Here is a 22,555-nt window from a genome sequence, read left to right as displayed (position 1 = left end):
ACCCAACCCCTCAAAGGAGGATGGCGCTTCCTCTCCCTCGCCAACGAGGGAGTAACCGCGCCGAACACCTGATGGCCGCCACCGCACTGACCGTCGACGACGTCACCCTCACCTACCCGGACGGCGCCGGCAAACTCACCGCGCTCGACCGAGTGAACCTGCACGTGACCGGCGGCGATATCGCTGCCATCACCGGGCCATCCGGCTCGGGAAAATCCAGCCTCCTCGCCGCCGTCTCGACACTGATCCGGCCCGACTCCGGCCAGATCCATCTCGAAACAGCAGGCAGCACAGTCGATCTCGCAACACTGAGCCGCCGCGAGGCGGCCGCGCTGCGCCGTTCGTCCATCGGCATCGTCTTCCAACAGCCGAATCTGATCCCCGCCCTCACCGCGGTCGAACAACTCGAGGTGATGTCACGCCTGGGCCAGCACCTGTTCACCCCACCTTCCCGGCGCCGCGAAACCCGCACCAAGGCAATGGAACTTCTCGACGCCGTCGGCCTCGCGGACCAGCACGCCAAACGCCCCGCCCAGCTCTCCGGCGGCCAACGCCAGCGGGTCAACATCGCCCGCGCGCTGATGAACGACCCCGCACTCCTGGTCATCGACGAACCGACCAGCGCCCTCGACACCGAACGCGGCGCCGCCATCATCGACCTGGTCCTCACCGTCGTCCACAACCACGGCGCCGCCACCCTGCTCGTCACTCACGACCGCACCCACCTCCATCGGATGAATGCCGTCTATCAGATGGTCGACGGCGCCCTCGACATCGACCGCACGATCACCCGCGTTGCCTGACAACGGAATCGGGCCACGGCCTCGAACAAGACAGCCGGCACCGAATGATCAGGGCTGCCCCGAGAAGTAGGCCGCATCGGCATCGGCATCGGCATCGGCATCGGCATCGGCATCGATGAGATGAGATGAGATGAGATGAGATGCTGCCTTCCCGGCGGGTGCCCCGCACCAATGGCCTTGGCGGCCATGCGGATCGGGAAGATGATTCCGCGAGCAGCAGCCCGATCAGCATGCCGATGGCTATCCGATCCGAGACCTGTCGAACGTCTCGCGCCACTTCGAATCATGCCTCATATCAATTGCCGAGATGCGTGACTGGTGGTCACCGCACGCCGAGCAGTGCATCACGCTGTTCGCGCACCCGTACTCGAATGGCGTCGACCACTGCGGCCACCTCTGGCCTGCGCAGCGTCTCGGTGCGGGTGACGAGCCAATACGCGAGCCGGATCGACACCGCGTCGGGGAGTACGCGCACCAAGTCGTCGTGCCGGTCGGCCATGAAACAGGGCAGCAAACCGAGTCCCGCCGCCGCCCGCGTCGCCTCGACATGCACGAAAACATTGGTGGATGCCACCGATTCGCGCATCGCGGGCACGAAACTGGAGGCCACATCGAGGTCGTCCACCTGCAACATCGAATCGATGAAATAGACCAGCGGGTGACGTGCCAGATCATTGATGTCCAGCGGTGTTCCGCGTTCCCGCAAGTAATCCCTGGAGCCGTAGAGCCCGAGGCAGTAGTCGGCAAGGCGCATCGCCTTGGCGCGGTGCACCTGCGGCTCACCCACCACTACCTCGATATCCAATCCCGAACGCTGCTGGGATGCGCGCCGCGTCGTCGCCACGATTTCGACGGCGATCTTCGGATGTCGCCGCCGTACTTCGGCGGCGGCGGGCGCGGCGAGGTAGGCGCTGAAACCGTCGGTCGCCGAGAGCCGGACCACGCCTTCCAGCACCCGCGCACCGCCCGCGTCGACCGTGAGCGACTTGACGGCCGACTCCACGACCTCGGCGGCGGCCAGCGCCTCCCGCCCGAGGTCGGTGAGCTCCCAGCCGCCGGAGGCGCGGGCGAGCACCCGCCCGCCCAGGGTCTGCTCCAGCGCGGCGATCCGGCGCGAGATCGTGGTGTGGTTGATGCCGAGTTCTTCGGCCGCCGACACGAAGCGGCCGGACCTGCCTACCGCGAGCAGAACCAGCAGATCATCTGCGCTCGGGCGATTGGGCCCCGAAGGCACCGGACTCATTTCTGCATTCTTGCAGATACCTCGTGCACATCTGGGCATTGCGGTCCTAGATATCTGCACGAATACTCGGTCTGACCATGAAATTGTGGGGGCCGTCACATATGACGTCCAGATGTGGCCCCGGTCATGAAGGAGAAGTTCGATGAGCGTGCGAAATGCGTTGCGGCCGACGGGCGGCGGCGATCCCGGCGGGGTGCCCGCGGGCCTCAGGCGGGTGGTGGCCGCGTCGATGGCGGGCACGGTCGTCGAGTGGTACGAGTTCTTCCTCTACGGCACCGCCGCGACGCTGGTCTTCAGCAAGGTGTTCTTCGCCAAGGGCACCAGCGACCTCGACGCCATCCTCGCCGCCTTCATCACCTATGCGGTCGGCTTCGCCGCGCGCCCGCTCGGCGGCATCGTCTTCGGATACTTCGGTGACCGCTACGGTCGCAAGAAGTTGCTCCAATTCAGCCTGCTGCTGGTGGGCAGCGCGACGTTCCTGATGGGCTGCCTGCCGACCTTCGGCCAAGTCGGCTACTTGGCGCCCGCGCTGCTCGTCACGCTCCGATTCATCCAGGGCTTCGCGGTCGGCGGTGAATGGGGTGGTGCGGTGCTGCTCGTCGCCGAACACAGTCCCAGCAAGAGCCGCGGTTTCTGGGCCAGTTGGCCACAGGCGGGCGTGCCCGCGGGCAACATGCTTGCCACGGTCGCGTTGCTGACCTTGACCTCGACGCTCTCGGATGCGGCATTCCTCAGCTGGGGCTGGCGGGTCGCGTTCTGGTTGTCCGCGGTCGTGGTGCTCGTCGGCTACTACATCCGGACGAAAGTCACCGACGCACCGATCTTCGTCGAGGCACAGCAGCAGGTCGAGCGGATCAAGGCCAGTTCGTTCACCGTCCTCGAGGTGCTGAAGCGTTATCCGCGTGGCGTTTTCACCGCCATGGGCCTGCGCTTCGGCGAGAACATCATGTACTACCTGGTCGTCACGTTCACGATCACCTATCTCAAGGTGCATGTCGGCATCAACACCAAAACGATCCTCTGGTGGCTGCTTGCCGCACACGCGGTGCACTTGCTCGCCATCCCGTTGGCAGGCAGGCTCAGCGACCGATTCGGCAGGCGTCCTGTCTACTTTGTCGGCGCGATCACCGCGGGTACCTGGGGCTTTTTCGCGTTCCCGATGATGGACAGCGGGCACAACGCCGTCATCATGTCCGCGATCATCATCGGCCTGGTGTTCCACGCACTGATGTATGCCGCACAGCCCGCGATCATGGCGGAGATGTTCCCGACGCGGATGCGCTATTCCGGGGTGTCACTGGGATATCAGGTCACCTCGATCGTGGCCGGATCGCTCGCGCCGATCATCGCCGTGCGGCTGCTCGACGAGTTCGGTTCCGCCGTCCCGATCGCCTGGTATCTGGCCGGGGCCGCCGCCGTCACCGCGATCGCCGTCTACTTCGCCAGGGAGACCAGCGGCATCGACCTGGAGAGCATCGACCTCGCCGACGCCGAAACCCTGGCTGCCGAGGCCGCCGCAGCACCGGCCACTTCGACGCCAGCCGAAACCACCGCAGTAGAGGTGAAATGACTGATCTGACAGGACGTTCGGCACTAATCACCGGTGGCGCGAGCGGCATCGGCGCGGCGTGTGCGCGCGAGCTGGCCGCACGCGGCGCGCGGGTCACCATTGCCGACATCGATGACGTGGGCGCAAAATCGCTGGCCGCCGAGCTCGACGGAAAGGTGTGGGCGGTGGACCTTCTCGATGTCGCCGCATTGGAGAACCTGAAGCTCGAGGTGGACATCGTGGTGAACAACGCCGGGGTGCAGAGCATCAGCCCGATCGAAGAGTTTGCACCGGAACGGTTCCGTCACCTGCTCACCCTCATGGTCGAAGCGCCGTTCCTGCTCATTCGCGCGGCGCTGCCGCACATGTACCGGCAGGGGTTCGGCCGGATCATCAACATCTCATCGGTGCACGGTCTGCGCGCGTCCGAATACAAGGTCGCGTACGTGACGGCCAAGCATGGGCTGGAGGGGCTGTCCAAGGTGACCGCTCTCGAGGGCGGCAGGCACGGGGTGACCAGCAACTGCGTCAATCCCGGTTACGTCAGAACACCCTTGGTGGACAAGCAGATCGCCGATCAGGCCAAGGCGCACGGAATCGCCGAACAGCAGGTGCTCGAGCAGGTGCTGCTGACCGAAAGCGCGATCAAACGTCTCGTCGAACCGGAGGAGGTCGCCGCCCTGGTCGGCTGGCTCGCCTCGGCCGACGCGGGCATGGTGACCGGCGCTTCCTACACCATGGACGGCGGGTGGAGCGCGCGGTGAATCCTCACCCCAGGGCCGAGAGCGCCATCTGGCGCAGGACCGGGCGGGCGCGGGTCGCGGTGGCGGAGGTCGCACTGTGCGGGGTGGAGTTGATCAGGCCGAAGGCCGCGTGAGCTTGTACGCGTGCGGTCTCCTCGGGCAGCTCCGGATGCAGCTCACGCAGGACCGCGACCCAGATCTCGACATACTGCCGCTGGGCGCGGCGGAGTTCGCGGCGGGCGGCGGCGGGCACGTTGTCGAGGTCGCGGTCCTGGATCCGAATGAGCTCGGGCTCGCCGAGGGCGAAATCCAGATGGAAGTCGACGAGGCCGGCCAGCGCCTCGTCCGCCGATCCCGTCCGCGCCACCACCGCCTTCCCGCCGTCGAGCAGCCGCTGACTGACACCGACGAGCAGCTCGACCAGCAGTGCCTCTTTATTGGGGAAATGGCGGTAGACCGCGGGACCACTGATGCCGACGGCCGCGCCGAGGTCGTCGAGGCGCATGCCGAGGAACCCGCGCTCGGCGATGAGCCGGGCGCCCGCCTCCTTCAGCTGCGTGCGGCGCTGCGCTTTCAGTTGTTCCCTGCGGGTGAGCGCGACAGGTTCGAGGCTGGTCACACGCGCTCCTTTCGGCCGACCTGGACATCTCGGTTAATAAAGATTAACCTGAATTCCAGTTATCGGCGACTAACTGGATGGCAGGACAGCGTGATGACGGCAGTAGAAACGGCGGTCGACAACCGCACGGCGCATCAGGCGCTGACCGACGACCTGCGCGCACGGCTGGCGAGCGCCGCGCTCGGCGGACCGGCGAAGGCCAGGGAACGTCATGTGGCCCGCGGCAAGCTGCTCCCCCGGCAACGGGTGGATCAGCTGCTCGATCCGGGCAGCCCGTTCCTGGAACTCTCCCCGCTGGCCGCCACCGGGATGTACGGCGACGACTCTCCCGGTGCCGGAATCATCACCGGCATCGGGCGGGTGTCCGGGCGCGAGTGCGTCATCGTGGCCAACGACGCCACCGTCAAGGGCGGCACCTACTACCCGATGACGGTGAAGAAGCATCTGCGGGCACAGGAGATCGCGCTGCAGAACCAGCTGCCCTGCCTGTATCTGGTCGACTCCGGCGGCGCCTATCTGCCGCACCAGGACGAGGTGTTCCCCGATCGGGAGCATTTCGGCCGCATTTTCTTCAATCAGGCGACCATGAGCGCGAAGGCGATCCCGCAGATCGCCGCGGTGCTCGGGTCGTGCACCGCGGGCGGCGCGTATGTGCCCGCGATGAGCGACGAGGCGGTGATCGTGCGCAATCAGGGCACGATCTTCCTCGCCGGGCCGCCGCTGGTGAAGGCGGCGACCGGCGAGGTGGTGACCGCCGAGGAGCTCGGCGGCGGTGAATTGCACTCGCGCACTTCGGGAGTCACCGATCACCTGGCCGAGGACGACCAGGACGCGCTGCGCATCGTGCGCCGCATCGTGGCCACGCTCGGCCCACGTCCGGCCAGTCCGTGGGAAGTGCTGCCCACCGTCGCGCCCGCGGCGCCGGAATCCGAGCTCTACGACGTGGTGCCGGTCGATCTGCGCACGCCCTACGATGTCCGCGAGGTGATCGACCGGCTCGTCGACGGCGGATCGAACGGCGACAGCGGCTTTCATGAATTCAAGGCCGAATACGGCAAAACGCTGGTGACAGGGTTCGCCCACATCCACGGGCATCCGGTGGGCATTGTCGCCAACAACGGCGTGCTGTTCAGCGAGTCCGCCATGAAGGGCGCGCACTTCATCGAGCTGTGCGACAAGCGCAAGATCCCGCTGCTGTTCCTGCAGAACATCACCGGTTTCATGGTCGGCCGTGACTACGAGGCGGGTGGTATCGCCAAGCACGGAGCCAAGATGGTCACCGCGGTGGCGTGCGCGAGGGTGCCGAAACTCACGGTGGTGATCGGCGGTTCCTATGGTGCGGGCAACTACTCGATGTGCGGACGCGCGTATTCGCCCCGCTTCCTGTGGATGTGGCCGAACGCCAGGATCTCGGTGATGGGCGGCGAGCAGGCGGCCTCGGTGCTCTCGACCGTCCGCGGCGATCAACTCGACAGCAGCGGACAGCCGTGGTCGGCGGCGGACGAAGAGGCGTTCAAAGCGCCGATTCGCGATCAGTACGAGCACCAGGGCAATCCGTACTATTCGACGGCGCGGCTCTGGGACGACGGCGTCATCGACCCTGCCGATACGAGAACTGTGCTCGGACTTGCCCTTTCGGTGTGCGCGCAGGCGCCGCTCGAACCCGTTTCCTACGGCGTCTTCCGGATGTGATCGCGATGCTGAACAACTCTCATCCCGTCGAATTCGACACCGTGCTCGTGGCCAATCGCGGCGAGATCGCGGTGCGGGTCATTCGCACCCTGCGCGCCTTGGGAATTCGCTCCGTCGCGGTGTACAGCGACGCCGACGCCGACGCCAGGCATGTCCACGAGGCCGATGTCGCGGTGCGACTCGGTCCGGCCCCGGCCAGGGCGAGTTATCTCGCCATCGACAAGGTGGTGGCGGCCGCCGTGCGCACCGGAGCGCAGGCCGTGCACCCCGGCTACGGGTTTCTCTCGGAGAATGCCGCCTTCGCTGCGGCACTGGCCGAGGCGGGCATCGTCTTCCTCGGACCGCCCGCTCGGGCCATCGAGATCATGGGCGACAAGATCGCGGCCAAGAACACCGTCGCGGCCTTCGACGTGCCGGTGGTGCCCGGTATCGCCCGGCCCGGCCTCACCGACGAGGAACTGATCGCCGCGGCCACGGATATCGGATATCCGGTGCTGGTCAAGCCGTCGGCCGGCGGCGGCGGCAAGGGCATGCGCCTGGTCGAAGCGCCGCAACAGCTTCCGGGCGCGCTGGCGAGCGCGCGCCGCGAGGCCGGTGCGGCATTCGGCGACGACACCCTGTTCCTGGAACGGTTCGTTACGCGACCACGGCACATCGAGGTGCAGATCCTCGCCGACCAGTTCGGCCACGTGATCCATCTCGGCGAACGGGAATGCAGCCTGCAGCGCCGCCATCAGAAAGTGGTCGAGGAGGCCCCCTCACCGCTGCTGGACGCACAAACTCGCGCCCGGATCGGCGCCGCCGCCTGCAATACGGCGCGCAGCGTGAACTATGTCGGCGCGGGCACTGTCGAGTTCATCGTCTCCGCCGACCGGCCGGACGAATTCTTCTTCATGGAGATGAATACCCGGCTGCAGGTGGAGCATCCGGTCACCGAGCTGGTGACCGGCGTCGACCTGGTGGAATGTCAGGTGCGCATCGCGGCCGGGCAGAAGCTCATGGTCGAGCAGGACGAGATTCGGCTCGTCGGGCATGCGATCGAGGCCAGGGTGTACGCCGAGGACCCGGGCCGTGGATTCCTGCCGACCGGCGGCACCGTGCTCGACCTGTCGGAGCCGGAAGGCCATGGTGTGCGGGTGGATTCGGGGCTGCGGATCGGCACCGTGGTCGGCAGCGACTACGACCCGATGCTGTCGAAGGTCATCGCGCACGGCCACGACAGGGGCGCCGCGCTCGCGAAACTGGATCGGGCACTTGCCGATACGGTGCTGCTCGGTGTGACGAGCAATATCGAGTTCCTGCGCTTTCTGCTGGCCGACCCGGATGTGGTCGCGGGCAAGCTCGACACCGGATTGCTCGACCGTCGGGTCACCGACTTCCACCCCGCGCCGGTCACCGATGACGACCTCATCGCGGCCGCGACCTATCACTGGCTGCGGCGCTGGCCCGCCACTGCGGGCGACCCGTGGGCGGTGCCCTCCGGGTGGCGGATCGGGGCGGCCGCACCGACACCGATCCGGCTGGCCGGCGGCGATCGCGTCGAGCATGTGTACCTGAGCGGGACCCCGGATGCGGCGGTCGTGCGGGTCGGTGAGGACGGCGAATCGGCCTCGCTGTCGGCTGCTTTCGTCGCACAGAGCTCGGCAACGGCCGGTGCTCTCACCCTCACACTGGCCGGTCTGCGACGCGAATACCGCGTCGCCGAACACGACGAACAGCTCTGGGTGGCCGGACCCGGCGGCGTCACCGCGCTGCGAGAGTTGGCGGAGGTCAAGGTCCGCGGCGGCGATGAACATGTCGGCGACGCCGAGATCGTCAGCCCCATGCCGGGTTCGGTGATCGCGGCGCCGGTCCGCTCCGGCGCCGTGGTGGCCGCCGGAGCACCGGTGGTGGTCGTGGAGGCGATGAAGATGGAGCATTCGCTCACCGCGCCGATCGCGGGCACCGTTGAACTACTTGTCGAGCCGGGCACCCAGGTGCGGCTCGGCCAGCCCCTGGCACGCATTACGGCAGCGCCGATCGAGGCCGAGTCCGCCGCACCCGTGCAGACGAATACCGCTGAGCGCGAAGGAGACCCAGCATGACCGACTTCCTGTCCACGGGCACACTGCCCGACGACTACCGTGACCTCGCCATTACCGTGCGTGATTTCGCGCAGTCGGTGGTGGCGCCGGTGTCCGCCGAACACGATGCGAACCACACCTTTCCGTACAAGGTGGTCGCGGGCATGGCGGAGATGGGCCTGTTCGGCCTGCCGTTCCCCGAGGAGTTCGGCGGCATGGGCGGCGATTACTTCGCACTGTGCCTGGCGCTGGAGGAACTCGGCAAGGTCGATCAGAGCGTGGCCATCACCCTAGAGGCCGGAGTGTCGCTCGGCGCGATGCCCATCTACCGCTTCGGCAATGACGAGCAGAAGCAGGAATGGCTGCCGCAGCTGACCAGTGGCCGCGCCCTTGCCGCGTTCGGGCTGACCGAACCCGGCGCGGGCAGCGATGCGGGCGGCACCCGCACCACCGCCACGCTCGACAGCGGTGAGTGGATCATCAACGGCAGCAAGCAGTTCATCACCAACTCCGGCACCGACATCACCAAGCTGGTGACGGTCACCGCGGTGACCGGCCAGTCGGGCGGCAAGAAGGAGATCTCCACCATCCTGGTGCCGACCACCACCCCCGGTTTCGTCGCCGAGCCCGCCTACAACAAGGTGGGCTGGAATGCCTCCGACACCCACCCGCTGAGCTTCACCGACGTGCGGGTGCCTGCGGAGAACCTGCTCGGCGAACGCGGCCGCGGCTATGCGAACTTCCTGCGCATCCTGGACGAGGGCCGCATCGCCATCGCCGCGCTTTCGGTCGGCGCCGCGCAGGGCTGCGTCGACGAAAGCGTGCGCTACGCGAAGGACCGCGAGGCCTTCGGCAGGCCCATCGGCCGCAATCAGGCCATCGCCTTCAAGATCGCCCGCATGGAGGCGCGCGCGCACGCCGCACGCACCGCCTACTACGACGCGGCCGCGCTGATGCTCGCGGGCAAGCCGTTCAAGAAGCAGGCCGCGATCGCGAAGCTGGTGGCCAGCGAGGCGGCGATGGACAACGCCCGCGACGCCACCCAGATCTTCGGCGGCTACGGGTTCATGAACGAATACGCTGTGGCAAGGCACTATCGCGATAGCAAGATCCTCGAGATCGGCGAGGGCACAACGGAGGTGCAGTTGATGCTGATCGGGCGGGAGTTGGGGCTGTGAACGCTCCGGCGCAGCCGCGCAGGATTGTGCAGCGTGGCCTGTGGTTCGAGGAGCTGGAGACCGACGTGGTGTACGAGCACCGGCCGGGCCGCACCATCACCGAGGCCGACAATGTCCTGTTCACCACGCTGACGATGAACACCCAGGCGCTGCATCTGGATGCGGCGTTCAGCGAGCAGCTGCCACCGTTCCACCAGCGCCTGGTGAATTCGATGTTCACCCTCTCCACCCTGGTCGGCCTTTCGGTCGCGCAACTGACGCAGGGCACCATCGTCGCCAACCTCGGCTTCTCCGAGATCGCCTTCCCGAAGCCGCTGTTCCACGGCGACACCATGTACGCCGAGACGGTGGTCACCGATAAGCGGGAGTCCAAGAGCCGCCCCGGCGAGGGCATCGCCACCTTCGCGCACACCGCACGCAATCAGCATGGCGATATCGTCGCGACGGCGGTGCGCAAGACGCTGGTCCGCAAAGATCCGAGCCGGGCATGAGCTGGGAGATGGCGGGCCCCGCATGGCTGTTCTGCCCGGCCGATCGCCCCGAACGCTACGAAAAGGCCGCAGCCGCAGCCGATGTGGTGATCATCGACCTCGAGGACGGCGTGGCCGCCGGTGACAAGGCGGCAGCGCGCAAGGCATTGATCGATACCCCGCTCGATCCCGAGACCACCGTCGTGCGAATCAATGCCGTCGACACCGAGGACCACGACTCGGACCTCGCCGCTCTGCACCACACCGAGTATCGACGGATCATGCTGCCCAAATGCGAATCCGCCGAACAGCTCACTGCGCTCTCGGAGTACGAAGTGATCGCGCTGATCGAATCGCCGCTCGGTGCGCTCGCGGTCGGCAGGGCGGCGATGGCGCGCAATGCGATCGGCGTGATGTGGGGGGCCGAAGATCTCGTCGCCGGGCTCGGTGGGAACTCGAGCAGGCATGCCGACGGCAGTTATCGCGATGTAGCACGGCATGTTCGGTCTACCTCGCTGCTCGCGGCCAAGGCGTATGGAAAGTTCGCCCTCGACTCGGTGTTCCTGAATTTCCGCGATCTCGACGGACTGCGAGCGGAATCGCTGGATGCGGTCGCGATCGGTTTCGACGCGAAGGTGGCCATTCATCCGAGCCAGGTTCCGGTCATCAGAGCGGCCTACGCGCCGTCCGATGACGAAATCGACTGGGCCAGAAGGGTACTCGACGAGGTGCCGAAACACCGGGGGGTATTCGCCTTCGAGGGCCGGATGGTCGATGCGCCGGTGCTGCGCCATGCCGAACAGATCGTGCGGCGTGCGGCCCCCCACAGCTGATTCAACAAGAGCCGAGCCAGGAGGTAGTGCGGTGCAACCACAATGGGTGCCGACCGAGCGCGATATCGCCGATGCCAGAATCACCGACTTCGCGAAGTTCGTGGCGGCTCGCACGGGTGTGTCCGCGCCGGACTACCGGGCACTGTGGCAATGGTCGGTAGACGACCTGCCCGGTTTCTGGCACGCGGTGTGGGACTACTTCGAGCTCGGCGCGATCGGCGGCGAGGTGCTCGCCAGCGCTGAAATGCCTGGTGCACAGTGGTTTCCCGGGACTCGGCTGAACTATGTCGACCAGGTTGTCCGTCAGTTCCGCACCGATCGCCCCGCCATCGTGCAGATCACCGAGGACAGCCCGCCGCGTGCGGTGTCCTGGACCGAATTGATCGACGGCACCGCGGCCTTCGCACGCACTTTGCGCTCGCTCGGCGTGCAGCCGGGCGATCGAGTGGCGGGATATCTGCCGAATATCCCGGAGGCGGTGATCGCGTTCCTGGCGACCGCGAGCATCGGTGCGGTGTGGAGCGCCTGCGGGCAGGACTATTCCCCCAAGGCCGCGCTCGACCGGCTCGGCCAGCTGGAACCGATGGTGCTCGTCACGGCCGACGGCTACCGCTTCGGCGGCAAGGCCCACGACAAGCGCGACGACATCGCGGCACTGCAAGCCGGACTCGGCACGCTGAAGGCCACCGTCGCCGTCTCCCAGCTGGGCCTGGAAGTCCCGAAGACGCTGTCGTGGCGCGATGCCACCGCCAATGCCGAGACCGAAGCCGCCGTCATCGAGACCGCCGCCGTCGACTTCGACCACCCGCTGTGGATCGTGTTCTCCTCCGGCACCACGGGCTTGCCGAAGGGCATCGTGCACGGCCACGGTGGCGTCGTGCTCGAGCACCTCAAAGCCGTTGCCCTGCAGGCGGATATCGGGCTCGACGACACCTTCTTCTGGTACACTAGCCCCAGCTGGATGATGTGGAACTTCCAGATCGCCGGTCTGCTCGTCGGCGCGACCATCGTCTGCTACGACGGCAGCCCCACCTATCCCACCCCGGATGCCCTGTGGCACCACGCCGCTCAGGTCGGCGCGACTGTGCTCGGCACCAGCCCCGGCTACGTGCTCGCCTGCATCAAGGCGGGTGCGGTGCCGCGCACCGATCACGACCTTTCCGCGCTGCGCCAGGTCGGCATCACCGGTTCGTCGCTGCCGCCGTCCTCGGCGGTGTGGCTCGGCGACAACGTGGGCGAGCAGGTGCAGGTCGCCTCGATCAGCGGCGGCACCGATGTGGTCTCCGCCTTCATCGGCGGCGCGCGCACAGTGCCCACCTGGCCCGGCGAACTGTCCGCGCCCTACCTGGGCGTCGCACTCGAGGCTTTCGACCCCGATGGCCATCCGGTCCGTGACGAGGTCGGTGAGCTGGTCATCACCGCGCCCATGCCCTCCATGCCGGTGCGCTTCTGGAACGATCCCGACGGAACCCGTTACCACGACGCCTATTTCGACATGTTCCCCGGCGTCTGGCGGCACGGTGACTGGATCACCATCACCGACCGCGGCAGCGTGGTCGTGCACGGCCGCTCCGACTCCACCCTCAACCGGCACGGCATCCGGATGGGCAGCGCCGACATCTACCAATCCGTCGAGCGCCTGCCCGAGATCTCCGAGGCGCTTGTCATCGGGGCCGAACAGCCCGACGGCGGCTACTGGATGCCGCTGTTCGTCGTTCTCGCCCCCGGTGCCGAGCTCACCGACGAGCTGAAGACACGCATCAACACCGCCATCCGCACCGAGGTCTCCCCGCGCCACGTACCGGACGAAATCCTTGTGGCCCCTGGCATTCCGCATACCAGAACCGGTAAGAAACTCGAGGTCCCGATCAAGAAGCTCTTCCAGGGCGCGGACCCGGCCCGCGTCGTCGAGCGCAGCGCCGTCGACAACCCGGACCTGCTCGATTGGTACGCCGCGCTGCGCTAGAGCGTGGTCGATGCCGACGACGGAGGAAACGTGACCGGCAGCGCGGCCAGGGCGCGATGGAACGGCCCTGGCCGCCATACCAACTCGTCTGCGGGGATGGCCAGTTTGAGCTCCGGCAAGGCGTCGAGCAGCTGGTCGATGGCGTCCTCGGCAATCTGGTAGCCCACCGACTGGGCCGGGCAGGCGTGCGGTCCGATGCTCCAGGCCAGATGCGAGCGGTTGCCCACCCGGTCGCCGGTATTCACCGCGGGGTCGTTATTACAGGCGGCAATGCCGATGATGACCGGCTGATGGGCGGGCAGCCAGACCCCGTCGATCAGAATCGGCTGCCGTGGATAGGTGAAGCACATATTCGCCAACGGCGGGTCGTTGAACAAGACCTCGTCCAGGGCATCACGAGTCGACAATCTGCCATCCAGGACATCACCCGCGAACCGTTCGTCGACCAGGATCAGCAGCATGGTTTTGACGATCAGATTGTGTAGCGGTTCACTCCCCGCGCCGTAGAGGGCGGCAAGCTGATGCAGCGCCTCCATGTCATCGAGTGCGGCCGGATGCTGCAACACCCGCGAAGCGACATCGTCACCCGGCTGTTCGCGTTTGAGCACGACCAGCTCCATCAATGCCTCGGCGAGCATCGCGTTGCCCTCCGTGGAGTCGACGCTCTCGATGACAGCCGAGATGCCCGCCGCGATCCGGCGGCCGATTTCCGGCGGACAGCCGAGCAAAGCATTGACGGAGTCGAAGACGAGCGGAAAGGCGTATTGGCTGATCAGATCGGCCGTACCGGTTTCACAGAAGCTGTCGATCAGCGGCACGGCGATCTGCTCGACGGTGGCATGCATGGCGTGCCGATCGACCGCGTCGAGGCTGGCCGTATTGACCTGCCGGTAGCGGTGGTGTTCGAGGCCGGCACTGTGCTGCGCGTTCGGACGCCACCCCATCACCGGCAGTACCGGGCAGTCGCTGGGGAGGTCGCGCTCCCAGGTGCGCGGATCGGCCGGGAAGCGTTCCGGATCGTGCAGGATCCGCACCGCGGTGCGGTAGCCGATCACCAAAGTGGCAGGCACGCCCGGGGCGACGTCCACCGGCACCATCGAGCCGTAGCGGTCGCGCAATGCTCGATAGGCGTTATGCGGATCGGTGGCGAACTCCGGGGCATACAGCGGGACACGTTCACTATCGGGTGTCACCGGTGAGTCGAGATGCGGAACCGGACAGGTCGCGTCCTGGGCGTTCGATTGCGATGCACTCACCGGTTTGGCTCCTCGTCACGCTCGAGACCCGGACTGGCCGCAGCGTATCAGTCGACCGCCCCTACGCGGCGATCATTGCAGAGCCGTGAGACATTGCGCGCCAACCTTTTTGCCACCTTTGGGAAGACGGACGCAGGCGGGTTCCCGTGGCTCCAACGGGTCATCGATGACGCCGACGACTACTGCGCCGCTGTGGTAGACCCGCGCGCTTGGCTCGGACCTGCGGTTCCATGAACGCGGGGATACGCGGACCGACAAGGTGGTGGCTTAGTAGAAAACGACTCCGACAGTCCTTGAAGATGACAGCGAACCAAACAGTCACGCCGCCACCCGTATTTATCGCGACACCCCAGCTACGTGTCCACAACCTGGCATTTGTGGCGACAAATATCTCGTATAAATATGGCCACCAAGGAGTTGTTCATGGACGTCGATATTCGGGAACTGTGTGACAGCCTCAGCCGCCATCTAGCCGAGGTTCGCTCTGGACATACGGTGACCATCACCGACCATGGACGACCTATCGCCCGTATCGTTCCGGTCGAGCGGCTGACGAGGCTGGAGCAGTTGCGCGAGGAAGGTCGCATACAACCTGCGCGCACGAGGAAGCAGCCGGCACCAGAACCGGTCCACGCGAAAGGCATCGTCAGCGGGCTCATCGATGAGCACCGCCGGTGATCTACGATGAGGCGTCAGCTACGGATGCGTCGAATAGTGCTGCGCCACAGAGCTTTTTGAGCTCCGGCGAGGGTCAGGACGAAGGATTCGCTGCGCCGCAGGGCCGGGGCCATCCTGGCCTGGTCGGCCAACGCCTTGCGGCACACAACTGCCGAGGCCTTGCTCGGGTGGCCCGCGTCGAAAGGCGGCTGTGGGTCGTATTCGATGTCGAGCTGGATGATTTCGGCGCGTTCGCGGCCGTGGGTTTCACCGACCAACCACAGGGCGAGGTCGAGTCCTGCCGCGACGCCCGCGGCGGTGACAATGCGGTCCGTGTGCACGACTCGCTGGTCGCGCTGGGGTTTGGCGCCCATCAGGCCGAGTGCGCCCTGTGCGGCCCAGTGGGTGGTGGCAGGTTTTCCGTCGAGCAGGCCCGCGGCGGCGAGAACCAGCGCGCCGGTGCACACCGATGTGGTCCACGTGGTGGTTTCGTGTGCCGACTCCAACCAGCCGAGGACACGCTTATCGCCGGCGATGGCGGTGGCGGCGGGACCGCCGGGAATGACGATGATCTGCGGTGCGGGAGTTTCCTCGAAGGTATGCGTCACACCGAGGGCGAGGACTCCGCTGTCGGTGATCACCGGTCCCGGCTCATGTCCGACGAACCTGATCTCGGTGCCGGGCACGAACCGCAGCACTTCGTACGGCCCGATCGCATCCAGCGCGGTCATCCCCGGATAGAGGACGATCGCGATTTGTTGAGCACTCATTGCTCAGCCTCCCACATCAAGCAGAAATCAAACGTTAAACCATTTGCCTTCACTGGGCCTGATGTCGGACCGCGACCTGGGCGAATCATGGGGGCCGCCAGGTCGTTACCATTGTCGGCATGAGTGTCGACAATCGCCGTACGGCGCGCAAGGCGGTCAGCGGCGACCCGGCACCACGGGAGATCCGGCGTCGACCGAAGAATCGGCGCGCCCAGATCGCCGCGGCGTCGGCGTCGGCGTTCGGCGCGCTGGGGTATCACGGCGTGAGCATGGAGGACATCGCCTCCGGGCTCGGCATCAGCTCGGCGGCGCTGTACCGGCACTATCCGAGCAAGTACGCGCTGTTCCGGGAGGAATTGCTGCGGGTGGGCGCCGCAATGACCCAGTCGGTCGAGCTGCCGAAGACGGCCGCGGACTCCGCGCCGGAGCAGCGGTTGCGCGAGGTGCTCGATTCGCTGATCGCCGTGACGATCGAGAATCGCGCCACGGTCACCCTGGTCCGCTGGGAAGGGCGCTACCTCGAGCCGGAGGACCTCGAGGTGCTCACCGAACAGCAGCTGACCGTCGTCGGCGCGCTGGGCGATCAGCTCGCGGCGGTGCGGCCCGCGCTCAGCGACAACGATGTCAGGGTGCTGCGCGCGGCCATGTTGAGCGCGATCACCAGCATTGCCGACCATCACGCGACATTGCCCGCGAAACCTCTTGCCCGCCTATTGAATTCGGCCAGTCTGGCGATCAGCTCGGCGGAGCTGCCGCCGGAGCAGACGGTGGCGGACCCGGTGCCCGCGGTGGAGATCCCGGATTCGTTCAAACACGAACTGCTGCTGCGCAAGGCGGTCGAGCTCTTCCACGATCGCGGCTACCCGAATGTCAGTGTCGAGGAAATCGCCACTGCCGCAGGACTTTCGGCGGCTTCCGCGGTGTATCGCTTCTATCGGGGCAAGAGCGATCTGCTGGCCGCCGCGTTTCGGCGGGCCGCCGACCGGGTTTCGGGTGCGATCGGGCCCGCAGTGGCCGCCGCACCCGACGCCGAGGCAGCCATCACCGCGCTGATCGAGCAGTATGTGGCAGGCTCGTTCGCCGAGCGTGCGCTGACGTTCGTGTACTACACGGAATTCCAGCATGTTCCCGCGGAGGAACGAGCGGTGCTGCGAAATATTCAGCGGCTCAGCGTGGAGGAGTGGGCTCGGCTGGTGCGCGAGGTGCGCGGCGAGCTATCGCCTGCGGAGGCCCGCTTCCTTGTTCATGCCGCGTTCGCGTTGGTGGTCGATCTCGGCCGTTCCTTCGGCACCGAGCCGATCGCATCGCCCGCCCGGGTGGCCCTGCTCATGCAGCTCGTCCTCTTCGGACGTCCCGCGCGGACGTAGTCGGCCCGCGCCGCCGACGGTCCCGCGCCCTCCCCAAACGTGGGCAGAATGCGATACCGACCGGTCAATGAAGTTGTCAATGATTCTGATACCGAGCGCAACAGATACTCCATGTAAAAGCCGATATCTATCAGAATTTGTGATCTCAGATTCAATTCGATCACGAGTCAGGGAAGCCGCGGATTCCCAGCATCCGATTGGGCTACCATCGCGGCATGGACGCCCAGGATCGCCGCATTGCGCGGAAAGCGACCGCAAGCGCGGGCGGCTCCGCACGCGCGGTGCGGCGGCGTCCGCGCGACCGGCGAGCCCAGATCGCGGCGGCGTCCGCGGAGGCCTTCGGATCCTTCGGATACCACGGCGTGAGCATGGAGGACATCGCCTCTCGGCTCGACATCACCTCCACCGCGCTCTACCGGCACTACCCGAGCAAGTACGCGCTGTTCCGGGAGGAGGCGCTGCGCCTGGGCGGACTCAGCGAAGAAGCCGTGACGTTGCCCGCGGAGCTGCGCGAGCGGCCCGCCGAGGAACGCCTCGGCCATATCCTCGACGCCCTGATCGCGGCATCCATCGCGAATCGCCGCAGCGCTGCGCTGTTGCGCTGGCAGAACCGCTACCTCGAGGACGTCGATCGCCAGATCCTGATCGACCAACTCACGGCCACCGATACGGTGGTTCGCGCACTGCTCGCCGAGACACGTCCGGAACTGGACAGTGCGGACCGAGCGGTGCTCGGGGCCGCCGCCATGAGCGTGATCGGCAGCATCTCCGATCACCATGTCTCGGTGCCGGTGCGTCCGCTGACCACGCTGTTGCGTGCTGCTTGCCGTTCGGTCACCACCTGCGAGCTGCCACCGCTGAACAGCACGGACACCGAATCCGTTGGGGCGAGCGAGATTCCGCTGACGTTCAAGCACGAGCTACTGCTGAAGCGCGCGGTCGAGCTGTTCCATGAGCGTGGTTATCCGAATGTCAGTGTGGAGGACATCGCCACAGCGGCCGGGCTGCCCGCATCGTCGGCGGTGTACCGCTTCTACCGCAGTAAAGGCGATATTCTCGCCGCTGCGTTCCGCCGTGCGGCAGACCGGGTTTCGGCCGCGATCGGGCCCGCGATCGCCGCATCCGACAGCCCCGAACAAGCGCTGACAACGCTGATCGAGCTATATGTGACGGGCTCGTTCGCCGAGCGCGACCTGACCTTTGTCTACTACGCCGAGATCAGTAATGTGCCGGCGGCGGCTCGCACGGTGCTGCGAAACATCCAGCGGCTCAACGTCGAGGAGTGGGCGAAGCTGCTCGCCGCTGTTCGTCCCGAGCTCACCGCGGCCGAGGCGCGACTGCTCGTGCACGCCGCGCTCGCTCTGGTCGTCGATCTCGGTCAATGGCTCGGCCCCGACAATCCGGTCTGCTCGCGGCGGCGGGTGATCCACCTGATGCAGATCATTCTGTCCGGCCGTCCCACAGACTGATTACGGCTGCCGACCGCCCAATACCTGGCCATCCTCGGCACCGATGCTTATCGACGGTAGTCGAATGGCGGTTCGGGCCCCTGACCCGAGCCACCATCCGACTACGCTCGGCTCATCGCCTGCCGGATGGGTTCGGTGAAGTGGTATGGGTGGTGGTAGACGTCGGGGGCGGCGGCGTAGTAGATGGTCCAGCCGTCTGTGGTGAGCCAGTTGTGGCGGGGGTTGTCGCGGAGTGTGGCGGCGGGGCCGGAATGCCAGGTGGCGCTGTTGTATTCCAAACCGATCCGCCAGGGTCGCCAGCCCTGTGGACAACCAGCTCCCTGCGGATAGTTCGGCGAGGGTAGTCGAATGGCGGCTCGAGCAGCGGCCCTCGGCAACCATTCGACTACGTTCGATCTGCTATCGCGCGGGGTAGCGGGTGGGTGGGGGACCTGGAGGTCACGGGCACAGGGCACGGCTCAACATGTCGGGGATGTCGGGTTTCGACTCCGGCTCCTGGGTGAAGGCGTAGGTGATCGCGCGCCCTTCCGGCGTCGCGCCGGAGATCGTGAGGAACCCGTAGATCCCGCCGATGTGGCCGACATACTCCGCGCCACAAGGCAAGTGCATCGACCCGATGCCGAGTCCATAGTTCATGCCTGCCAGCTTGGGCCCCATAGATACGCCCGCACGCATCTCGGCCAGCTGGACCGCGGGTATCACCCGGCCTGCAAGCAGCTCCGAGTAGAAGTGATAGATCCACGCCGGTGGACACCATCGCGCCCGCGGCCCAGGGCACCGAGGGCTCGATCCGGGTCACATCGGTCATCACCCCGTCGACGGAGGCGTAACCCTTCGGGTGCGGCCCGCGGATGTCCAGCTCGCCGGTGCCGGGGAGATAGGTGTTTTCGAGCGCGGCGCGGCCGGTTTCGGGTCCGATGAGCATCCGACGAGCAGAGCAACTGCGAACGTAACCACCACGATCGGAAGGAAGCGCATACCTCGACGCTAGGCTTTGCGGCGCAACGCCACATCCGGGCCGACCCCGAGATTCACCTGATTTCGACGTCGGCCTCGAGGAAGAGCTTGCGTTGGAGTGCACTCCAGCTTTTACAGTTCTGACATGACCAACACAAAGTCCACAACAGCGGCTTCTACCAGCGAAAATGACCGTTTCGAACGTGGCTCGGCAGTATTGCGGACGGTCAGTGGCAGCTCGAATCCCGCAGTGCTCGACAGCCTTGCCGACATTGCACCGGACCTCGGCAGGCTGACTGTCGAGTTCGGCTACGGCGATATCCTGTCCCGCCCCGGCCTGACACTGCCGCAACGTCAGCTCGCCACCGTGTCCGCGCTCGCGGCCATGGGCAATGCGGCACCACAGTTGCGCTTCCACATCGACGGCGCGCTGAATGTGGGCTGCACGCGCGAGGAGATCGTGGAGACCCTCATTCACGTCAGCGTGTATGCAGGCTTCCCGGCCGCGCTCAACGGACTGATCGCGGCCCGTACGATTTTCGAAGCCCGCACCGACATTCCAGCGCAGACCCGAACCGCCCCCGCCCCGACCGGTGACCGGTTCGAGCGTGGCAGCGCCCGGCTTTCGGAGATCGACGGCCACGCCGGCGAGCAGGTCATCGCCTCGCTCCAGGACATCGCCCCCGACCTCGCCCGCTACCTCCTCGAATTCGTTTTCGGCGACATCTACTCCCGGGCTGGCCTCGACCTGAAGACACGCGAGCTGACCACCGTCGCCATGCTGACCGCTCTCGGCACCGCCGCACCCCAACTGGCGGTGCACATCCACGCCCTGCTCAATGTCGGTGGCACCACCACCGAGGCGGTCGAAGTCATCACCCAGATGGCGTCCTACGCAGGCTTCCCCGCCGCCCTCAACGCAATCGCCGTGGCACGCCAAGTTTTCGCCGACCGCGCGGCGAGCTGATCGGCATCATGCCCCTCGACCGACGTCGGTGCCGCCACCGCTGACCCCCGCACGTCGCGCGCTCGATGAGGGCAGGCACCGCCTTCGATGCCGTGCGGACGCCTACTTCTCGGCGGCTCGACGGAAGCAATATGCCGATGAGGCCAGGTACTGGCGGCAGCGCGCGCCGTGGCCTGCGTGGACGGCGAGGATGAAGCGGGCTCTGTCGTAGGTGAGTCCAATCGGTTCCTGTGCACAGTCGCGGCTCTGCACGAGCCACAATTCCCTGATATCCGAGCGCAATGCGTCCATCGTTCACCTCCAAGAAAAGTAAATGCACCCGACACCGAGGGGCGCCGCCGGAACCGCGCTCGACTCGGCTGGATCGGACCGAGTCGGGACCGTGCGTCGAGCTTCCGGAAAGCGGGCGCCCCGAAAGGGTTTGGGCATAACCCCCGGTGCCGGGTACCGACTAAGCGTGCACGTTGCGATTCGGCGTATAACAGTCCCGAAACCGGTAAATCCGAGTAATTTCCGATTGAATCAACCTGGCGCGAGGGGGTAGGACCTATGGTTGAAGTCGACTGGACGGGCGAGGACGTACGCGCCCTCCGTGCGGCGATGAAGCGAAGTCGCTACGAGTTCGCGCGCTTGGTGGGCGTCACCCCGCGCACCGTGGTCTTGTGGGAAAACGGCCGGACAACCCGGATGCACGACGCAAGCAGGCGCCTACTCGACGGGGTCCTGTCGCAGGCCGATTCAGTGGTCGTCGCGCGGTTCGAGCGCGCGATCCTCGCGGACCGTTCGTCGGCAGGCGAGATCGAAGACACGAGCGCGGCGCTCGTTCGGAATACCAAGCTCGGTAGGGAAACTGGGCTCGACAAGGAAGTCGAGGACAACGACGTGAGACGGCGTGAACTATTAGCCTGCGTGGGCGCAGGCTTGGCGGGCCGAGCGGCAGATCTGGTGGCGAACGAGCCCGAGAAGATGCTTGCCACACTTGATGCCGGATCGATCAGCGAGCGCAGACTCGGCCTGCTGGAGGAGTCGGCGCAGACGCTCGGCACGCGCGTGGTACAGGTGCCACCATACGAGTTGCTGCACGCCACGCTCGACCAATTCCGTACTGTACGAGGATGTCTCGCCGAACGACAGGCCACCCATCACCAGATCCGGCTGGTCCGCACGGCGGGCAAGCTGGCCAACGTCGTCGGTGAAATCCTTTTCAACGAGGGACATTTCGGCCAGGCCAAGCTGTGGTATACGACCGCGATTCATGCCGCGCAGGACATCGGCGACCGCTACTCGGAAGACATCGCATTGGCCGGCCTCACATATCTGCCCACCTATAGCGATAAACCGAAGGAAGTTTTACACCTACTCGCCCCACGTCTCGCAGAAAATCCGGGACACGGCCCCGCCGTCGCCTGGTTATGGGGAATGGCGGCGCGCGCACACGCCAGCCTCGGTGACGCCGACCAATTCGCCTATTGCATAAACAAATCTTCCGCCGCACTCGATGACTTCGCCCCTGCAGACCTGCCGGTCGGAATTTTTTCCTTCCGCCCGGAAAAACTCGCTTTCTATCAGGCCATCGGATATTCCCGACTCGGCCGTGCCGAGGAGACCGCGAACGCCGCGGCACGGGCGATTTCGCTGTACGACCCGCAGGAGACAATGGAGCCCGCCCTCGTCCAATTCGAGCACGCAACGGCACTGCTCAGCTCCGGCGAGGTCGACGAGGCATGTGCAATTGCCACCCGGGCGATCACGAACGGCCACACCTACGTCGGCCTGACGGTCACCAAGCGTGCCAAACAGTTCGACTCGGCCCTGACCGGGCAGCGCGGCCGCGCGGTGTCCGACTGGCGCGAACAGGCCCGGCTGATCTGTGATTCCGCGCGGACGCGGGCATAACGGGTCCACGCGTCACACGACGCGGCAAACTCCAGCGTCATAGGACGCTGAGTTCAC

Annotated in this window: 21 protein-coding genes; 14 read left to right on the top strand and 7 right to left on the bottom strand. The window is 66.2% G+C overall.

The window, feature by feature from the left end; all coding sequences use genetic code 11:
• The first annotated feature begins 71 nt into the window (after nucleotides 1-71).
• Nucleotides 72-803 carry an ABC transporter ATP-binding protein gene (locus tag ACLMAL_RS27180; RefSeq protein WP_412001676.1) on the top strand — a complete coding sequence of 244 codons (732 nt, stop codon included), beginning with the start codon at nucleotides 72-74 and terminating at the stop codon, nucleotides 801-803.
• A 322-nt stretch (nucleotides 804-1,125) separates the two neighbouring features.
• Here the strand turns inward: ACLMAL_RS27180 and ACLMAL_RS27175 are convergent, their stop codons facing one another.
• A complete protein-coding gene (locus tag ACLMAL_RS27175) occupies nucleotides 1,126-2,046 on the bottom strand; it encodes a LysR family transcriptional regulator (RefSeq protein ID WP_412001669.1) in 921 nt (306 codons plus the stop codon).
• Nucleotides 2,047-2,188: 142 nt separating this feature from the next.
• Between ACLMAL_RS27175 and ACLMAL_RS27170 the strand changes: the two genes are divergently transcribed.
• On the top strand, nucleotides 2,189-3,616 hold the full coding sequence (locus ACLMAL_RS27170; RefSeq protein WP_412001668.1) for an MFS transporter: 1,428 nt from the start codon (nucleotides 2,189-2,191) through the stop codon (nucleotides 3,614-3,616).
• Nucleotides 3,613-4,359, top strand: a complete 747-nt coding sequence (locus ACLMAL_RS27165) for a 3-hydroxybutyrate dehydrogenase (protein WP_412001667.1) — start codon at nucleotides 3,613-3,615, stop codon at nucleotides 4,357-4,359. The genes ACLMAL_RS27170 and ACLMAL_RS27165 overlap by 4 nt, the downstream gene beginning before the upstream one ends.
• Nucleotides 4,360-4,363: 4 nt before the next feature.
• Here the strand turns inward: ACLMAL_RS27165 and ACLMAL_RS27160 are convergent, their stop codons facing one another.
• Nucleotides 4,364-4,957, bottom strand: a complete 594-nt coding sequence (locus tag ACLMAL_RS27160; RefSeq protein ID WP_328406468.1) for a TetR/AcrR family transcriptional regulator — start codon at nucleotides 4,955-4,957, stop codon at nucleotides 4,364-4,366.
• Between the two features lie 93 nt (nucleotides 4,958-5,050).
• Here ACLMAL_RS27160 and ACLMAL_RS27155 point away from each other — a divergent pair, with 93 nt between their 5' ends.
• The 6 genes from ACLMAL_RS27155 to ACLMAL_RS27130 are packed head-to-tail and all read left to right on the top strand — an operon-like array spanning nucleotide 5,051 to nucleotide 13,159.
• On the top strand, nucleotides 5,051-6,649 hold the full coding sequence (locus ACLMAL_RS27155) for a carboxyl transferase domain-containing protein (protein WP_412001666.1): 1,599 nt from the start codon (nucleotides 5,051-5,053) through the stop codon (nucleotides 6,647-6,649).
• A gap of 5 nt (nucleotides 6,650-6,654) precedes the next feature.
• Nucleotides 6,655-8,733 carry a biotin carboxylase N-terminal domain-containing protein gene (locus tag ACLMAL_RS27150; RefSeq protein WP_412001665.1) on the top strand — a complete coding sequence of 693 codons (2,079 nt, stop codon included), beginning with the start codon at nucleotides 6,655-6,657 and terminating at the stop codon, nucleotides 8,731-8,733.
• On the top strand, nucleotides 8,730-9,890 hold the full coding sequence (locus ACLMAL_RS27145) for an acyl-CoA dehydrogenase family protein (protein WP_412001664.1): 1,161 nt from the start codon (nucleotides 8,730-8,732) through the stop codon (nucleotides 9,888-9,890). The genes ACLMAL_RS27150 and ACLMAL_RS27145 overlap by 4 nt, the downstream gene beginning before the upstream one ends.
• Entirely contained in the window at nucleotides 9,887-10,381 is a 495-nt protein-coding gene (locus tag ACLMAL_RS27140; RefSeq protein WP_328406476.1) for a MaoC family dehydratase, read from the top strand. Before ACLMAL_RS27145 ends, ACLMAL_RS27140 begins: the two co-directional genes overlap by 4 nt.
• Nucleotides 10,378-11,193 (top strand): HpcH/HpaI aldolase/citrate lyase family protein, encoded by an 816-nt coding sequence (locus ACLMAL_RS27135; protein ID WP_412001663.1) that lies wholly within the window; start codon nucleotides 10,378-10,380, stop codon nucleotides 11,191-11,193. Before ACLMAL_RS27140 ends, ACLMAL_RS27135 begins: the two co-directional genes overlap by 4 nt.
• Before the next feature lie 31 nt (nucleotides 11,194-11,224).
• Nucleotides 11,225-13,159: an acetoacetate--CoA ligase gene (locus ACLMAL_RS27130; RefSeq protein ID WP_412001662.1), complete on the top strand. Its 1,935-nt coding sequence runs from the start codon at nucleotides 11,225-11,227 to the stop codon at nucleotides 13,157-13,159.
• Here ACLMAL_RS27130 and ACLMAL_RS27125 read toward each other — a convergent pair.
• Nucleotides 13,156-14,415 carry a cytochrome P450 gene (locus ACLMAL_RS27125; protein ID WP_412001661.1) on the bottom strand — a complete coding sequence of 420 codons (1,260 nt, stop codon included), beginning with the start codon at nucleotides 14,413-14,415 and terminating at the stop codon, nucleotides 13,156-13,158. The genes ACLMAL_RS27130 and ACLMAL_RS27125 overlap by 4 nt on opposite strands.
• A 402-nt stretch (nucleotides 14,416-14,817) precedes the next feature.
• On the opposite strand from ACLMAL_RS27125, the gene ACLMAL_RS27120 reads away from it, so the two are divergent.
• Nucleotides 14,818-15,093 (top strand): type II toxin-antitoxin system Phd/YefM family antitoxin, encoded by a 276-nt coding sequence (locus ACLMAL_RS27120; RefSeq protein ID WP_412001660.1) that lies wholly within the window; start codon nucleotides 14,818-14,820, stop codon nucleotides 15,091-15,093.
• A gap of 14 nt (nucleotides 15,094-15,107) precedes the next feature.
• On the opposite strand, the gene ACLMAL_RS27115 is transcribed toward ACLMAL_RS27120, so the two are convergent.
• Nucleotides 15,108-15,842: a DJ-1/PfpI family protein gene (locus tag ACLMAL_RS27115; RefSeq protein ID WP_412001659.1), complete on the bottom strand. Its 735-nt coding sequence runs from the start codon at nucleotides 15,840-15,842 to the stop codon at nucleotides 15,108-15,110.
• A 119-nt stretch (nucleotides 15,843-15,961) separates the two neighbouring features.
• Here ACLMAL_RS27115 and ACLMAL_RS27110 point away from each other — a divergent pair, with 119 nt between their 5' ends.
• Both ACLMAL_RS27110 and ACLMAL_RS27105 read left to right on the top strand, forming a co-directional pair.
• Nucleotides 15,962-17,209, top strand: a complete 1,248-nt coding sequence (locus ACLMAL_RS27110; RefSeq protein WP_412001658.1) for a TetR/AcrR family transcriptional regulator — start codon at nucleotides 15,962-15,964, stop codon at nucleotides 17,207-17,209.
• 215 nt (nucleotides 17,210-17,424) lie between these two features.
• A complete protein-coding gene (locus tag ACLMAL_RS27105) occupies nucleotides 17,425-18,678 on the top strand; it encodes a TetR/AcrR family transcriptional regulator (protein ID WP_412001657.1) in 1,254 nt (417 codons plus the stop codon).
• A gap of 101 nt (nucleotides 18,679-18,779) precedes the next feature.
• On the opposite strand, the gene ACLMAL_RS27100 is transcribed toward ACLMAL_RS27105, so the two are convergent.
• Nucleotides 18,780-18,956, bottom strand: coding sequence for a hypothetical protein (locus ACLMAL_RS27100; RefSeq protein WP_412001656.1), 177 nt, complete (start codon nucleotides 18,954-18,956; stop codon nucleotides 18,780-18,782).
• A 160-nt stretch (nucleotides 18,957-19,116) separates the two neighbouring features.
• A complete protein-coding gene (locus ACLMAL_RS27095) occupies nucleotides 19,117-19,314 on the bottom strand; it encodes a hypothetical protein (protein ID WP_412001655.1) in 198 nt (65 codons plus the stop codon).
• Nucleotides 19,315-19,780: 466 nt separating this feature from the next.
• On the opposite strand from ACLMAL_RS27095, the gene ACLMAL_RS27090 reads away from it, so the two are divergent.
• Nucleotides 19,781-20,602, top strand: coding sequence for a carboxymuconolactone decarboxylase family protein (locus tag ACLMAL_RS27090; RefSeq protein WP_412001654.1), 822 nt, complete (start codon nucleotides 19,781-19,783; stop codon nucleotides 20,600-20,602).
• Nucleotides 20,603-20,704: 102 nt separating this feature from the next.
• On the opposite strand, the gene ACLMAL_RS27085 is transcribed toward ACLMAL_RS27090, so the two are convergent.
• Nucleotides 20,705-20,893, bottom strand: coding sequence for a hypothetical protein (locus ACLMAL_RS27085; protein ID WP_412001653.1), 189 nt, complete (start codon nucleotides 20,891-20,893; stop codon nucleotides 20,705-20,707).
• Between the two features lie 258 nt (nucleotides 20,894-21,151).
• Between ACLMAL_RS27085 and ACLMAL_RS27080 the strand changes: the two genes are divergently transcribed.
• Entirely contained in the window at nucleotides 21,152-22,498 is a 1,347-nt protein-coding gene (locus tag ACLMAL_RS27080; RefSeq protein WP_412001652.1) for a helix-turn-helix domain-containing protein, read from the top strand.
• Nucleotides 22,499-22,555 lie beyond the last annotated feature (57 nt).

The sequence above is a fragment of the Nocardia sp. CWNU-33 genome, from assembly GCF_046764895.1.
Classification (GTDB): Bacteria; Actinomycetota; Actinomycetes; order Mycobacteriales; family Mycobacteriaceae; genus Nocardia.
The sequence above is the reverse complement of the archived record's forward strand: the minus strand, read 5'-3'. Positions and strand labels throughout refer to the sequence as shown.

Bases quoted from the DNA above. Each gene is read 5' to 3' on its own strand.
- ACLMAL_RS27180 (WP_412001676.1), top strand. From the start codon at position 72: ATGGCCGCCACCGCACTGACCGTCGACGACGTCACCCTCACCTACCCG.
- ACLMAL_RS27175 (WP_412001669.1), bottom strand. From the start codon at position 2,046: ATGAGTCCGGTGCCTTCGGGGCCCAATCGCCCGAGCGCAGATGATCTG.
- ACLMAL_RS27170 (WP_412001668.1), top strand. From the start codon at position 2,189: ATGAGCGTGCGAAATGCGTTGCGGCCGACGGGCGGCGGCGATCCCGGC.
- ACLMAL_RS27165 (WP_412001667.1), top strand. From the start codon at position 3,613: ATGACTGATCTGACAGGACGTTCGGCACTAATCACCGGTGGCGCGAGC.
- ACLMAL_RS27155 (WP_412001666.1), top strand. From the start codon at position 5,051: ATGACGGCAGTAGAAACGGCGGTCGACAACCGCACGGCGCATCAGGCG.
- ACLMAL_RS27150 (WP_412001665.1), top strand. From the start codon at position 6,655: ATGCTGAACAACTCTCATCCCGTCGAATTCGACACCGTGCTCGTGGCC.
- ACLMAL_RS27145 (WP_412001664.1), top strand. From the start codon at position 8,730: ATGACCGACTTCCTGTCCACGGGCACACTGCCCGACGACTACCGTGAC.
- ACLMAL_RS27135 (WP_412001663.1), top strand. From the start codon at position 10,378: ATGAGCTGGGAGATGGCGGGCCCCGCATGGCTGTTCTGCCCGGCCGAT.
- ACLMAL_RS27120 (WP_412001660.1), top strand. From the start codon at position 14,818: ATGGCCACCAAGGAGTTGTTCATGGACGTCGATATTCGGGAACTGTGT.
- ACLMAL_RS27115 (WP_412001659.1), bottom strand. From the start codon at position 15,842: ATGAGTGCTCAACAAATCGCGATCGTCCTCTATCCGGGGATGACCGCG.
- ACLMAL_RS27110 (WP_412001658.1), top strand. From the start codon at position 15,962: ATGAGTGTCGACAATCGCCGTACGGCGCGCAAGGCGGTCAGCGGCGAC.
- ACLMAL_RS27105 (WP_412001657.1), top strand. From the start codon at position 17,425: ATGGACGCCCAGGATCGCCGCATTGCGCGGAAAGCGACCGCAAGCGCG.
- ACLMAL_RS27095 (WP_412001655.1), bottom strand. From the start codon at position 19,314: ATGAACTATGGACTCGGCATCGGGTCGATGCACTTGCCTTGTGGCGCG.
- ACLMAL_RS27090 (WP_412001654.1), top strand. From the start codon at position 19,781: ATGACCAACACAAAGTCCACAACAGCGGCTTCTACCAGCGAAAATGAC.
- ACLMAL_RS27085 (WP_412001653.1), bottom strand. From the start codon at position 20,893: ATGGACGCATTGCGCTCGGATATCAGGGAATTGTGGCTCGTGCAGAGC.
- ACLMAL_RS27080 (WP_412001652.1), top strand. From the start codon at position 21,152: ATGGTTGAAGTCGACTGGACGGGCGAGGACGTACGCGCCCTCCGTGCG.